The following is a 13,583-nucleotide window of genomic DNA, read 5'->3' on the forward strand; positions in this document are numbered from 1 at the left end:
CATCCTTTGCATCAGAGAACGGCCACGGGATGTTCCCGTAACGCCGTCAGCAAAGCCGCGGCACTCGCGCCGCGGCAATCCACAACTGTTTGAGCCCCGGCGGCACGTGCCAGCTCGGCGACTCTCGGGCTTGGTACAAACAACGGCAACTGCGCGATGCCTGCCCAGGCTTCACCGGCCATTTGGCGCAGGTGCTCGAAACCCTGTCCACTGCTGACCACCAGGCCGTTCAAGCGTTCCGCTTCGATCCGCCGTGGCAGTTCTTGCGGCGCATACCTCGGCAACTCGCGTCGATACAACTCCAGATACTCGACACTAGCACCTGACTCGCGCAGACGCTCGGCGAGCAGCTCGCGCCCGCCCTCGCCGCGCAGGATCATCACCCGCGCACCGGGCCGGCCGAGCACCTCAAGCAGACGCGGCAATTGCAGCAAGGCTTCACTGTCATCGCCGGCCTCCGGAAAATGCACGCCCAGGCCATGCTCGCGGAGTATCTGCCCGGTAGCCGCACCGACAGTGAACCACGGCATCGTCAGTGGCTGCGACTCGTACGTATCAAGCAAATCCAGGCCAATGCGCGCCGCCGGTTTGCTGACCACGATCACCGCGTTGCAATCGGGCAGTCGCGCCAGCGCCTGACGGATTGTGGCAGACACCGGCAGCGGAGCTATTTCCAAAAGCGGCAGGCAACTGCTGAAAATCCCCTGCGCGGCCAACGTCTCGGCCAGCGCCGCGCAGTCGTCCGCGGGGCGCGTCAGCAGCAGGCGCCAGCCCGTCACTCGTGACCTGCCTCGCCGTACACCGCTTTGAGGATGTCGTCGGCGCCCTGGCGCAGCAAGTCTTCGGCGACCTGCACGCCCAATGCTTCAGCGTCGGCTCGCGGCGCACGGGCTTCAGCACTGAGCAGTTTGCCGCCACTTGGCTCACCGACCAGACCGCGCAGCCACAATTGCTCGCCTTCGAGCACGGCATAGCAGGCGATCGGCACCTGGCAGCCGCCATTCAAATGTTTGTTGAGTGCACGTTCGGCGCTGACGCGCGACGAGGTGTCGGCATGATGCAAAGGCGCGAGCAGCGCGTGGATGTGCGAATCGGCGCTGCGGCATTCAATACCCACCGCGCCCTGGCCACCGGCCGGCAGGCTGTCATCAACGCTGATCGCCGAGGTGATGCGCTCTTCGAAGCCAAGGCGGATCAGACCGGCTGCCGCAAGGATGATCGCGTCGTACTCACCGGCGTCGAGCTTGGCCAGGCGCGTATTGACGTTGCCGCGCAGGAAGCGGATCTGCAGGTCCGGACGGCGCGTCAGCAATTGCGCCTGACGACGCAGGCTGGAGGTGCCGACGATGCTCCCGGCAGGCAGTGCTTCGAGGCTGGCACAGGTATTGGAAACGAAGGCGTCGCGCGGGTCTTCGCGCTCGCAGATGCAGAACAGACCGAGGCCTTCGGGGAAGTCCATCGGTACATCTTTCATTGAATGCACGGCGATGTCGGCTTCGTTTTCCAGCAGCGCGGTTTCCAGCTCCTTGACGAACAGACCCTTGCCGCCGATTTTCGACAGTGGCGAGTCGAGCAGCTTGTCGCCGCGACTGACCATGGGCACCAGCGTTACCTGCAAGCCGGGATGGGCCGCTTCCAGCCGGGCTTTGACGTATTCGGCCTGCCAGAGGGCCAGCGCACTTTTACGGGTGGCGATGCGGATTTCGCGAGAGGACATGGATCAATCCGTACTGAATAGATACGGCCGATAATAACAGCTCAGCCAAATCCACTTTGACTTGAATCAGAAACGACGTGGCCTCCCTGGCCTGTGATGCCTGGTATCAAGGAGCTGGAGTCGCCCGGAGTGACCGGGTCAGAGCCCCTGCATCATTTTGCGTACGCCGGCGACATGACGGCGGCTGACGATCAGCGCATCGCCATTGAGGCCTTTGAGGAACAGCTGGAAATGCCCCAGCGGCGTGCGCTGGAGACGCTCGATGCGGTCGCGGGCGACCAGCGCGTTGCGGTGGATCCGCACGAAGCGCTCGCCGAACTCGTCTTCCAGCGCCTTGAGTGGCTCGTCCAGCAGCACTTCGCCGGCCTCATGGCGCAAGGTCACATATTTGTGGTCGGCAATGAAGTAGACCACCTGATCCAGCGGGATCAGCTCGATACCTTTGCGGGTACGGGCGCTGATGTGGCTGCGTGGACCGTTGCCGCTTTCGGCAGCGGGACGGGTCAGCGACGAGAGTTGTGCCCGGTTGGGACGGTCAGCCCGCTTCAGGGCGTCCTGCAAATGTTCGGTTCGCACGGGTTTCACCACATAGCCCACGGCGCTGGCCTGCAGGGCTTCCACGGCAAATTCATCGGGGCTGGTGCAAAACACCACGGCCGGCGGCGTTTCGCGTTCGCACAGACGGGCAGCAACCTGCAGGCCATCGAGGCCCGGCATGCGGATATCGAGCAACACGATATCCGGTTTGTGGCTGTCGATCAGTGCCAACGCCTCCTCGCCATTGGTGGCGCTGGGCTCCAGAACTGTATAACCCTCAAGCTCGCTCACCATTCGGCTGAGGCGCTCGCGAGCCAGTGGTTCGTCATCAACGATCAGGACATTCATATTGCGCTGGATTCCTGCGTGAGTCTCGCACAAGGATAGCTAGACAGGTGAAGTGACGTCCGTCACCGCGATCCACGCTAAGACTAGCCCGAGCGCCAAAAAGTGCCGTACGTCGGCCAGCAATATTTGCCAGTGCCCGGGTCGTACTGCTCGAAGCCCGCTGTTTCTTGCGTTTTTCACGGGGTTTGCCGAAGGACAATCCACCCACCCCCTCTTCTTATAGTCGGCGCCGTGCCCTTTGCGCGAGACAAAGCCACGCCGACCCTTACGTCCAACTGTAGACGTTCGTCGGAGCGATATTGCTCAATCGAAAAATATCCTTGCGCAAATTCATGGCGGGCAGCGCCGGCCAAGGCCGACATGTGCAGAAAAAAACGTATCGACCGGTGTCAGCGACAGGATTGGCAACCCTGTTATTATCCGCGCCAGCGTTTCACGCCTTCTTTCTTCAAGCCGATACGAGCGAATTCATGAGCACTGACAAGACCAATCAGTCCTGGGGCGGCCGCTTCAGTGAACCCGTCGACGCCTTCGTCGCCCGCTTCACCGCCTCCGTCACTTTCGACCAGCGCCTGTATCGCCACGACATCATGGGCTCGATCGCCCACGCCACCATGCTGGCCAAGGTCGGCGTGCTGACCGATGCCGAGCGCGACAGCATCATCGACGGCCTGAACACCATTCAGGGCGAAATCGAGGCCGGTCAGTTCGACTGGCGCGTCGATCTCGAAGACGTGCACATGAACATCGAAGCGCGCCTGACCGATCGCATTGGCGTGACCGGCAAGAAACTCCACACCGGGCGCAGCCGCAACGACCAGGTCGCCACCGATATCCGCCTGTGGCTGCGTGACGAAATCGACCTGATCCTGGCCGAGATCACGCGCCTGCAAAAAGGCCTGCTGGAGCAGGCCGAGCGCGAAGCCGCCAGCATCATGCCGGGCTTCACACACCTGCAAACCGCACAACCGGTCACCTTCGGCCACCACATGCTCGCCTGGTTCGAAATGCTCAGCCGCGATTACGAGCGTCTGGTCGACTGCCGCAAGCGCACCAACCGCATGCCGCTGGGCAGCGCCGCGCTGGCCGGCACCACGTACCCGATCGACCGCGAATACACCGCGCAACTGCTGGGCTTCGACGCCGTTGGCGGCAACTCGCTGGACAACGTTTCCGATCGCGATTTCGCCATCGAATTCTGCTCGGCCGCGAGCATCGCGATGATGCACCTGTCGCGCTTCTCCGAAGAGCTGGTGCTGTGGACCAGCGCGCAGTTCCAGTTCATCGATCTGCCCGACCGCTTCTGCACCGGCAGCTCGATCATGCCGCAAAAGAAAAACCCCGACGTGCCCGAGCTGGTGCGCGGCAAGACCGGTCGTGTGTTCGGCGCGCTGATGGGCCTGCTGACCCTGATGAAGGGCCAGCCGCTGGCCTACAACAAGGACAACCAGGAAGACAAGGAACCGCTGTTCGACGCCGCCGATACCCTGCGCGATTCGCTGCGTGCGTTTGCCGACATGATCCCGGCGATCAAGCCCAGGCACGCGATCATGCGTGAAGCGGCGCTGCGCGGTTTCTCCACCGCGACCGATCTGGCCGACTACCTGGTACGCCGTGGCCTGCCGTTCCGCGATTGCCACGAAATCGTTGGCCACGCGGTGAAATATGGCGTGGACACCGGCAAGGATCTGGCCGAGATGAGCCTGGAAGAACTGCGCCAGTTCAGCGACCAGATCGAGCAGGACGTGTTTGCCGTGCTGACTCTGGAAGGCTCGGTAAATGCCCGTGACCATATCGGCGGGACTGCGCCGGCGCAGGTCAAGGCAGCGGTGGTGCGCGGTCAGGCCCTGATCGCCAGCCGTTAAAAGCTAAAAGCATCGCGAGCAGGCTCACTCCTACATTGGAATGCGCTCCCCTGTAGGAGTGTGCCTGCTCGCGATAGCTGCTTTCAGCTCACTACAAACCTCACTTCTTGGCAGCAATCATCGCCAAAAACGCCGGCATCGCCGCATCCTTGTCCGCAGCAATCTTTTGCACATGCGGATTTTGCTCAAGCCGCTCCAGCAGCGCCTTCGCCTGCGGCATCTCTGCCAGCCAATCGATCCCGAACAGCTTCTGCCCGACCGCACACGCCAGCGGCACGCTGTAGAGGAAATACAAATCCGCGATGCTCAGACTGTCGCCCGCCACATACGGGGCGAACTTGCCGTGCCGGCCCAGCGCGGCAAAACCGAGTTGCAGCTCCGTGCGGGTCTTGTCCTTGATCGCGTCCGGCAGGGTCATGCCGAAAAAGGCTTCGCCGTAACAGGCTCGGCCCGGCAGCTCGATGTACAGCTCGATCTCCTTGGCGATCGCCAGCACCTGCGCGCGTTCGAACGGGTCGCTCGGCAACAGTGGTGTGCCTTGCTGAGTCTGTTCGAGGTATTCGAGGATGATCGCGGTTTCGTTGATATAACCGGCGTCCACGCCGAGCACCGGAACCTTGCCGCGCGGACTGATCGCCAGCGATTCTGCGGTTTGCGTGGGATAGAAAATCACTTCTTCGAACGGCAGACCCTTTTCCAGCAGCGCCAGTTTGACCATGTTGTAGTAATTGCTGACAGAGAAACCGTAGAGCTTGAACATCACAGAGCCTCCAGGCCGTGCGGGGTGGGCAGTGCCTGTTTATAGATCGCCATGACGATTCCCGCCAGCAGCATCACGCCGCTGAATGCGGGTAAACTGGCGCCTTTCCTTGAGGAGCCTGCCATGAGCGAGCCGACAGATATCGTCAACGATGAAGAAGAATTCGCCGAGGCGACGCTGATCCAAGCGATCGAAAACCAGATCGAAAACGACAACCCGCCTGCGGCCAAAGCGACTTTCAACAAGTTGACCTTGGTGGGTATGGAACGCGAAGATATCCTCAACCTGATGGCCCACGTGCTGGCCTTCGAGATTGACGCGATGCTCGATGAAGATCGCCCGTTCGATACCCAATGGTACGAAACGGCGCTGCGCGCATTGCCAGAGTTGCCACCAGAAAAGCAGTGAACCCCATCCTGTAGGAGTGAGCCTGCTCGCGATAGCGTTCTGTCAGTGAAGAATATGCTGACAGGCACGCCGCTAACGCGAGCAGGCTCACTCCTACAATGTTTGTAACGTATCCATCCAGCCAACTCCCCGGCCCTGACTACACTGGAATCCGTCTCAAGACAAAATCCCTTGATCTGAGCACTGGACAGGCCGCACCCGCGGGTTCACCTTAGGGGCGCTGTCGTCCAATTCCTAGAAAGTCTGGAGTCCTTATGTCGCTTACCCCTGAGTTGGTTGCCGAACTGGAAGTCCTCGCACTCTTCAACCTGGACAGTTCCCAGGAAGGTCTGAAAATTCATCAGACCGCTGCCCCGAAACACATCGCTGCTGCCCAGCGCCTGTTTGAAAAAGAACTTACCGATCAGCCGGATGGCGGCTATCTGACAAGCTTGGGTCGGGATGCTGCGCAAAACGTGCAAACCGTGCTGACCATTTTGAGAGAGCAGGAAACCGCCTGATTCCACGACTTCGCCCACGGAAACTCCTGCCACGGGATTTTCCGCGGGCCTGCCTTGCCGTGTCACGGTAGAAATCTGACGTCAAAAAACAAATTCAGCTAAAAGTCCCGCTGCGCTACGGCTAAACTGCCCCCCATTCCGAGACCTCTACGTCCGAGCCTGCGAGCCGGTTTGAGCTGACATGACGCGCACCCACGAAATCCGCCCCGACCTGGACGAGGGCATTGACCGCAAGACGCTCAGCCAACTGCGCGCGCGTTTTCTCAAACTCAATGAAGGCCGCCTCGGCCGCGCTCTCGAAGGTCTATCGACCCGGCAACAGAGCGTGCTGACGTTGCTGCCGCTGTTCTTCCACGTCAATCACCCGCTGCTGCCCGGCTATGTCTCGGGCAGTACGCCGGCCGGCCTGTCGAATTACGAGCCGGACGCCGACAGCCTCGCCGAAGCCCAACGCCTGACCCGCTCGTTCTCGTACAAGCCGCGCCATGGCAGCAACCCGCCGCGACCGATTCAGGGCCTGTTTCTGATGGGCAGCCTCGGCACGCTGGCTCAGGCCGATCAGAGCGACATGGACGTGTGGGTATGCCACGCGCCGGATCTGAGCGAAAGCGAACTCGCCGAACTGCAGAGAAAATGCCAGTTGCTCGAAGCCTGGGCCGCAAGTCAGGGCGCCGAGGCGCACTTCTTTCTGATCGATCCGGTGCGCTTCGTCAAAGGCGAACGCGACTCGCATCTCAGTTCGGAAAACTGCGGCAGCACGCAGCACTTTCTGTTGCTGGACGAGTTCTACCGCACCGCCATCTGGCTGGCCGGGCGTACGCCGATCTGGTGGCTCGTGCCGGTGTATGAAGAAAGCGGCTACGATGCCTACACCCACACGCTGCTGTCCAAACGCTTCATTCGCGCTGACGAAACCCTTGATCTCGGGCCCATGGCGAGCATTCCGCCGGGCGAGTTCATCGGTGCCGGGTTGTGGCAACTGTTCAAGGGCATCGAGTCGCCGTACAAATCGGTGCTCAAGCTGTTGCTGACCGAGGTCTATGCCAGCGAACACCCGCACGTGCAGTGCCTGAGTCTGCGTTTCAAGAAAGCCGTGTTCGCCAATCAACTGGACCTCGATGAGCTGGACCCGTACATGGTCGTGTACCGGCGCATCGAGGAATACCTGAATGCCCGCAATGAGCCGGAACGCCTCGAGCTGGTGCGCCGCGCGCTGTACCTCAAGGTCAACCGCAAGCTCACCGGCAACAGTCGCACCCAGAGCTGGCAACGCTCGCTGCTCGAGAGACTGGCCAACGAGTGGCATTGGGATCAGCGGCAACTGACCCTGCTCGACAGCCGCAGCCAGTGGAAAGTCCGCCAGGTCAGCGCCGAACGCCGCGCGCTGGTCAATGAACTGAATTACAGCTATCGCTTCCTCACCCAGTTCGCCCGCACCGAGCAGACCGTCAGCCTGATCAACAAGCGAGATTTGAACGTCCTCGGTCGTCGCCTGTACGCAGCGTTCGAGCGCAAGGCCGACAAGGTCGAGTTCATCAACCCCGGCATCGCCCCGGATCTGGCCGAAGACACCCTGACCCTGGTGCAGTCGCGCAATAAAAAGGAGCCGGGGCAAACCCAGTGGGGCCTGTACAATGGCAGCCTGACCGCGCTGGAGTGGGAACACTTCGCGCCGATCAAGCGCAGCCGCGAACTGCTCGAACTGCTGACCTGGTGCCACCGCAACGGCGTGATCGACAGCAGCACGCGACTGGCCCTGCATCCGGGCAACAGCGACCTGAGCGAATTCGAACTGTTCAACCTGCTCGGCAGCCTGCAACAGTGCATCGCCCTGCCCTTGCCCACCGTGGCCGAGGAAGCGCTGCTGCGCGCCGCCGTGCCGAGCGAGGTGCTGATGCTGGTCAACGTCGGGATTGATCCGCTCAAACATCATCGCGACCTGAATATCCTGATGACCACCGAGCGCACTGACTCGCTGAGCTACGCCGGCGTGCGCGAAAATCTGGTGCTGACGCTGGATCAGGTCACGCTCAACAGCTGGAACGAGGTGCTGGTCAACCGCTTCGACGGGCCGCACGCCTTGCTCGACTGCCTGCGCGATTACCTCAACAATCTGCCGCGCGGGCCGTTGCAGCCGTCGTTGAAAGTGCGCTGCTTCTGCCACAACCGCGCGCAATTCATTGCCCGTCGCGTCGAAGAAATCGTCGACACCGCACAGACCCTGCTGCTCAGCGAACTGAATCATCGTTACCTGATTCAGGTGCAGCAGCACTATCACGTGCTGGAACTGGTGCCGGGCCAGGTCAACCACGTGGCGCTCGCCACCCTGCCGGCACTGCTCGACTACCTCGGCGAGGAACAACCGCGCTACAGCCCGCTGCACCTGGACCCGATGGCACTTGAAGAACACGATCTCGCGCTGATCCTGCCGATGGGCCAGTCGGAATGCATTCAAGTGTTTTTCCGCAGCAGCGAACAACACGCCGAGCTGTACGTGCTGGATGAGCACAACGCGCTGTGGCAGCAACATTTGCCCTATCACGACGAGCAAAGTCTGTTGGTGCCCTTGCAGCGTTTCCTGCAATCGATCCTGTTCCGCCGCGAAGCCGTGCTGCCGATGGAGGCCGGCTCCGACAGTCGCCTGGAAATTCTGTATTACCAATTGTTGCCCTCAGGTCCGGGACGCGCGCGCCGGGTCGAAGCGCGGCCCGCGCCGCAGACGCCGGTCAACGAACCGTTCTACGACGTGCAGGCAATCGTCGGCAAAGCTGCTCCGGGCGAAGTGCAGGTCACCTTGTATTGCAATCAGCGGGAATTCAGCGAGCTGGAGCATGGCGACCAGTTGTTCAGCGTGGTCGCCCGCGAGATCGTCGGGCAGCGCCGCGAAGCCGAGCGCTACCGTTGCTACATCACCGATCTCGACCTGTCTGGCCTGCTCGGTGACGGGCAGAGTTCGAGCAATCTGTATCTGCGTTACAAGGCTGACCTGGAGCGCGCGCTGAACGAGGCGCTCGAACAGGTTTAACGCGGGATCAATTCCGGAAAAGCGCCGCCGTTGGCCGGCTGCGACTCGACTTCGAGCAGGGTCAGCTTGAGGGTCTTGCCACCCGGTGCCGGCCAGTCGATGTGCTGACCGACCTTCAGGCCCAGCAGCGCACTGCCGACCGGGGCGAGAATGGAGACCTTGCCTTCATCGGTTTTAAAGTCCCAGGGATAGACCAGCGTCAGGTGGTAATCCTTGCCGCTGCCTTCTTCGCGGCAATGCACGCGGGAATTCATGGTCACGACGTCAGCCGGCACTTCATCGTGGCCGACCACGGTGTCGGCGCGATCCAGTTCGGTTTGCAGCGCGATCACGCCCGGCGCAGCCTGGTCTTTCTCGCTCAGGCTGTCGATCAAGCGCTCCAGACGTTGCACGTCCAGACGGGTAAGGGTGATGGAAGGTGCGGTCATGATCCGGGCAGACTCCTTTCTTCTGCACAAAAAAAGCAAAACCCCGCCAAAAAAGACGGGGTTTTTACCGGGCCTCGATGGGTTGAGGCGTGTCCGGACACTATCACAGCTCAAAAAATAAACAAGTCACGCCCCACTGGACAGCTTGCGCTGTGACGCCTGGGCGACGATGACCCGGCGCCGCTGATCATCCGCCGAGCGCCATTCGCGAATGTCTTCGACGTGGCGCGCGCAGCCGAGACAGATTTTCTGTTCATCCAGTCGACATACACCCGTGCACGGCGAAGGCACCGCCGGGCTGACGTTGCTGTAAAGCGGTTTTGGCGGGCGAACAGGCGATGCATCGGTCACGAATCACAGACCTTCGAAATCGAATTCAGCGCCAGCCTGCTGCTTGACGATGCGCTCGAGCATCTCGCCCAATTGCTCTTCGCTCTTGTCGCACATCCAGCGCTCGCTTTCTTCGTCGTAGTCGAAGTGGAAGCCGCCGGACACCGCCGCCAGCCACAGCTGACGCAGCGGCTCCTGGCGGCTGAAGATCAGTTGGCTGCCGTTTTCGAACTTGACGGTCAGCACACCGGCCGAGCTTTCCAGGTCGATGTCCAGGTCGCTTTCATCAAAGATGTCTTCCAGTTTTTCCTGGGTTTCATCGACCAGATCGTGGAAACGGGCTTCGGACAAACTCATTGCGGCAACCTCAAAAATTGTCTGATCAGGCTCAAGCGCCGAAAGATACGGACGCTGCCGGCCGATTGCAAAGGATAACGACCAAGCGCCTTTCCCACCCCAAACACTAATGCTTGCAGGAGTGAGCCTGCTCGCGATTGGCCGGTACATTCAACATCACTGCTGACTGACACACCGCTATCGCGAGCAGGCTCACTCCCGCAGAGCTTTGCGCGAGCCCCGCCAGACGGGAGGGCCATTACATAGGCAAGCTGCCGGGTGGCCGGTATACTCCGGCGCAATTAACGCATTTTCAAGGATTTCGCCATGAAGCGCCTGATCTCTTCCCTTGCTGCGCTCGTCGCGGTTGCCTGCCTCGTTTCGGCCTGCGGTCAAAAAGGCCCGCTGTACCTGCCCGATGACAATCAGGACCCGGCCGAACAAGCCCAATCGTCGCAAAAGCAGCCGTCCAAAGCACACAAGCACGACGTTTACTAAGGGATCGCCATGGACGCTTTTAACTACCGCGGCGGCGAGCTGTTCGCGGAAGGTGTGGCGCTGTCGGCCATCGCCGACCGCTTCGGCACCCCGACCTACGTCTACTCGCGCGCGCACATCGAAGCCCAGTATCTGGCCTACGCCGATGCGCTGGCCGGCATGCCGCACCTGGTCTGCTTTGCAGTCAAGGCCAACTCCAACCTCGGCGTACTGAATGTCCTGGCCCGTCTCGGCGCCGGTTTCGACATCGTTTCCCGTGGCGAGCTGGAACGTGTGCTGGCCGCTGGCGGCAGCGCCGACAAGATCGTTTTCTCCGGCGTCGGCAAGACCCGTGACGACATGCGTCGCGCCCTCGAAGTCGGCGTGCACTGCTTCAATGTCGAATCCACCGACGAGCTCGAGCGCCTGCAAGTGGTCGCCGCCGAGCTGGGCGTGCGTGCGCCGGTTTCGCTGCGCGTCAACCCGGACGTCGATGCCGGCACCCATCCGTACATTTCCACCGGCCTTAAAGAGAACAAGTTCGGCATCGCCATTGCCGACGCCGAAGACGTGTACGTGCGCGCCGCGCATCTGCCGAACCTGGAAGTGGTCGGCGTCGACTGCCACATCGGCTCGCAACTGACGACGCTGCCGCCGTTCCTCGATGCACTCGACCGTTTACTGGGTCTGGTCGACCGCCTCGGCGATTGCGGCATTCACCTGCGCCATATCGATCTCGGTGGCGGTTTGGGTGTGCGTTATCGCGATGAGGAGCCACCGTTGGCCGCCGACTACGTCAAAGCCGTCCGCGAACGCCTCGAAGGCCGCGATCTGGCGCTGGTGTTCGAGCCGGGCCGTTTCATCGTTGCCAACGCCGGCGTGCTGCTGACCCAGGTCGAGTACCTCAAGCACACCGAACACAAGGATTTCGCCATCGTCGACGCGGCGATGAACGACCTGATCCGCCCGGCGCTGTATCAGGCGTGGATGGACGTCACCGCGGTGAAACCGCGCGCGACCGCCGCCCGCACGTACGACATCGTCGGCCCGATCTGCGAAACCGGCGACTTCCTCGCCAAGGACCGTGAGCTGGCGCTGGCCGAAGGCGACTTGCTGGCGGTGCACTCGGCCGGTGCCTACGGTTTCGTCATGAGTTCCAACTACAACACCCGCGGCCGCGCCGCCGAGGTGCTGGTAGACGGTGATCAGGTTTTTGAAGTGCGCCGCCGCGAAACCGTGGCCGAGCTGTTTGCCGGCGAAAGCCTGCTGCCGGAGTAACCCATGCTGCTGCGTTTTACCAAAATGCACGGCCTGGGCAATGACTTCATGGTTCTCGACCTGGTCAGCCAGCACGCGCACATTCAGCCCAAACACGCCAAGCAATGGGGCGACCGCCATACCGGCATCGGTTTCGACCAGTTGCTGATCGTCGAAGCGCCGAGCAACCCGGACGTGGATTTCCGTTACCGGATCTTCAATTCCGACGGTTCCGAGGTCGAGCAGTGCGGCAACGGTGCGCGCTGCTTCGCCCGGTTCGTGCTCGACAAGCGTCTGACTGCGAAACGGCAGATCCGCGTCGAGACCAAGGGTGGCATCATCGAACTGGACGTGCGTAACGACGGCCAGATCGGCGTCAACATGGGCGCGCCACGCCTGGTGCCGGCAGACATTCCGTTCGAAGCGCCAGCGCAGGCCAGCAGCTATCAGCTGGAAGTCGACGGCACCACCGTCGAACTGGCGGCCGTGTCGATGGGCAACCCGCACGCGGTACTGCGCGTGCAGGACATCAACAGTGCACCGGTGCATGAGCTGGGGCCGAAAATCGAACACCATCCGCGCTTTCCGGCGCGGGTCAATGTCGGTTTCCTTCAGGTCATCGACCGCCACCGTGCGCAATTGCGCGTATGGGAACGCGGCGCTGGGGAAACCCAGGCCTGCGGCACCGGCGCATGCGCGGCGGCTGTCGCGGCCATCAGCCAGGGGTGGATGGATTCGCCGCTGTTGATCGACCTGCCCGGCGGGCGTCTGTCCATCGAGTGGGCCGGCCCCGGCCAACCGGTGCTGATGACCGGTCCGGCAGTGCGTGTATACGAAGGACAAGTGCGTCTTTGAGTGAGCAGAAACCATGACCGATAAGCCTCAGGTACCCGCCCGACAGTCCGACGAATCCGCGTCCGCGAACCTGGAAGCGGCAGCAGTCGCCGCCTACCTGGAGGCTCATCCGGACTTCTTCGTCGAGCACGAAGAACTGCTGCCGGCCATGCGCATCCCGCACCGTCGCGGTGACACCGTGTCGCTGGTCGAACGGCAGATGACCATCCTGCGTGATCGCAATATCGAGATGCGTCACCGCCTCTCGCAGCTGATGGATGTTGCCCGCGATAACGATCGCCTGTTCGACAAGACCCGCCGGCTGATCCTCGCTCTGATGGACGCTTCCAGCCTGGAAGACGTAGTGATCAGCGTCGAAGACAGTCTGCGCCAGGATTTCCAGGTGCCGTTCGTCAGCCTGATCCTGCTCGGCGACAACCCGGCACCGGTCGGTCGCTGGGTCACTCACGCCGACGCGCAGGTCGCCATCGGCGGCCTGCTCACTGAAGGTAAAAGTGTCAGCGGCAGTCTGCGTGAACACGAGCTGGACTTCCTCTTTGGCGAAGAACAGCGCAAGCAGATAGGCTCGACTGCCGTGGTCGCGGTCAGCCATCAAGGCATCCACGGCATTCTGGCGATCGCCAGCCGTGATCCGCAGCATTACAAAAGCTCGGTCGGCACGCTGTTTCTCAGCTACATCGCCGAAGTCATGGGCCGCGTGCTGCCACGGGTCAACAGCTCCCTGCGCTCGGTACGCTGAA

The 13,583-nt window shown here is 61.7% G+C and carries 15 protein-coding genes; 8 read left to right on the forward strand and 7 right to left on the reverse strand.

All coding sequences use genetic code 11. The features are described from left to right. Positions 1-11 precede the first annotated feature (11 nt). The 3 genes from BLU52_RS23860 to BLU52_RS23870 all read right to left on the reverse strand — a co-directional run bounded on the left by BLU52_RS23860 (position 12) and on the right by BLU52_RS23870 (position 2,602). Positions 12-779, reverse strand: coding sequence for a uroporphyrinogen-III synthase (locus BLU52_RS23860; RefSeq protein ID WP_090287424.1), 768 nt, complete (start codon positions 777-779; stop codon positions 12-14). Further along, positions 776-1,717, reverse strand: coding sequence for a hydroxymethylbilane synthase (gene hemC, locus BLU52_RS23865; RefSeq protein WP_090287426.1), 942 nt, complete (start codon positions 1,715-1,717; stop codon positions 776-778). The genes BLU52_RS23860 and hemC overlap by 4 nt, the downstream gene beginning before the upstream one ends. Before the next feature lie 138 nt (positions 1,718-1,855). Next, complete coding sequence (locus BLU52_RS23870) at positions 1,856-2,602, reverse strand: LytR/AlgR family response regulator transcription factor (protein ID WP_090287428.1); 747 nt, start codon at positions 2,600-2,602, stop codon at positions 1,856-1,858. Between the two features lie 470 nt (positions 2,603-3,072). Between BLU52_RS23870 and argH the strand changes: the two genes are divergently transcribed. Then, positions 3,073-4,467 (forward strand): argininosuccinate lyase, encoded by a 1,395-nt coding sequence (argH, locus tag BLU52_RS23875; RefSeq protein ID WP_090287431.1) that lies wholly within the window; start codon positions 3,073-3,075, stop codon positions 4,465-4,467. A 100-nt stretch (positions 4,468-4,567) separates the two neighbouring features. Here argH and BLU52_RS23880 read toward each other — a convergent pair whose 3' ends face one another. Beyond that, the gene (locus tag BLU52_RS23880; protein ID WP_090287434.1) at positions 4,568-5,227 is read right to left on the reverse strand and encodes a glutathione S-transferase family protein; all 660 of its coding nucleotides are present in this window, start codon (positions 5,225-5,227) and stop codon (positions 4,568-4,570) included. 123 nt (positions 5,228-5,350) lie between these two features. Here BLU52_RS23880 and BLU52_RS23885 point away from each other — a divergent pair, with 123 nt between their 5' ends. From BLU52_RS23885 to BLU52_RS23895, 3 genes are all read left to right on the forward strand, one after another. Continuing rightward, the gene (locus tag BLU52_RS23885) at positions 5,351-5,635 is read left to right on the forward strand and encodes a hypothetical protein (RefSeq protein ID WP_090288669.1); all 285 of its coding nucleotides are present in this window, start codon (positions 5,351-5,353) and stop codon (positions 5,633-5,635) included. Positions 5,636-5,889: 254 nt separating this feature from the next. Continuing rightward, on the forward strand, positions 5,890-6,135 hold the full coding sequence (locus BLU52_RS23890) for a TIGR02647 family protein (protein ID WP_039757399.1): 246 nt from the start codon (positions 5,890-5,892) through the stop codon (positions 6,133-6,135). A 181-nt stretch (positions 6,136-6,316) separates the two neighbouring features. Beyond that, positions 6,317-9,160, forward strand: coding sequence for a class I adenylate cyclase (locus BLU52_RS23895; protein ID WP_090287436.1), 2,844 nt, complete (start codon positions 6,317-6,319; stop codon positions 9,158-9,160). Here BLU52_RS23895 and rnk read toward each other — a convergent pair. The 3 genes from rnk to cyaY all read right to left on the reverse strand — a co-directional run bounded on the left by rnk (position 9,157) and on the right by cyaY (position 10,275). Further along, the gene (gene rnk, locus BLU52_RS23900) at positions 9,157-9,588 is read right to left on the reverse strand and encodes a nucleoside diphosphate kinase regulator (protein WP_090287438.1); all 432 of its coding nucleotides are present in this window, start codon (positions 9,586-9,588) and stop codon (positions 9,157-9,159) included. The genes BLU52_RS23895 and rnk overlap by 4 nt on opposite strands. A 126-nt stretch (positions 9,589-9,714) precedes the next feature. Beyond that, positions 9,715-9,939: a DUF1289 domain-containing protein gene (locus BLU52_RS23905; protein ID WP_090287441.1), complete on the reverse strand. Its 225-nt coding sequence runs from the start codon at positions 9,937-9,939 to the stop codon at positions 9,715-9,717. A 3-nt stretch (positions 9,940-9,942) separates the two neighbouring features. Continuing rightward, entirely contained in the window at positions 9,943-10,275 is a 333-nt protein-coding gene (gene cyaY / locus BLU52_RS23910) for an iron donor protein CyaY (RefSeq protein ID WP_077575013.1), read from the reverse strand. Positions 10,276-10,581: 306 nt separating this feature from the next. Between cyaY and lptM the strand changes: the two genes are divergently transcribed. From lptM to BLU52_RS23930, 4 genes are read left to right on the forward strand one after another with little or no spacing between them, the layout of a single operon-like run. Then, on the forward strand, positions 10,582-10,752 hold the full coding sequence (gene lptM / locus BLU52_RS23915) for an LPS translocon maturation chaperone LptM (protein ID WP_090287444.1): 171 nt from the start codon (positions 10,582-10,584) through the stop codon (positions 10,750-10,752). A 9-nt stretch (positions 10,753-10,761) separates the two neighbouring features. After that, positions 10,762-12,009 carry a diaminopimelate decarboxylase gene (gene lysA, locus BLU52_RS23920; RefSeq protein WP_090287446.1) on the forward strand — a complete coding sequence of 416 codons (1,248 nt, stop codon included), beginning with the start codon at positions 10,762-10,764 and terminating at the stop codon, positions 12,007-12,009. A 3-nt stretch (positions 12,010-12,012) separates the two neighbouring features. Continuing rightward, complete coding sequence (dapF, locus tag BLU52_RS23925) at positions 12,013-12,843, forward strand: diaminopimelate epimerase (protein WP_090287448.1); 831 nt, start codon at positions 12,013-12,015, stop codon at positions 12,841-12,843. Between the two features lie 13 nt (positions 12,844-12,856). Further along, positions 12,857-13,582 carry a DUF484 family protein gene (locus BLU52_RS23930; protein ID WP_090287450.1) on the forward strand — a complete coding sequence of 242 codons (726 nt, stop codon included), beginning with the start codon at positions 12,857-12,859 and terminating at the stop codon, positions 13,580-13,582. Position 13,583 lies beyond the last annotated feature (1 nt).

The sequence above is a fragment of the Pseudomonas granadensis genome (assembly GCF_900105485.1).
GTDB lineage: Bacteria > Pseudomonadota > Gammaproteobacteria > Pseudomonadales > Pseudomonadaceae > Aquipseudomonas > Aquipseudomonas granadensis.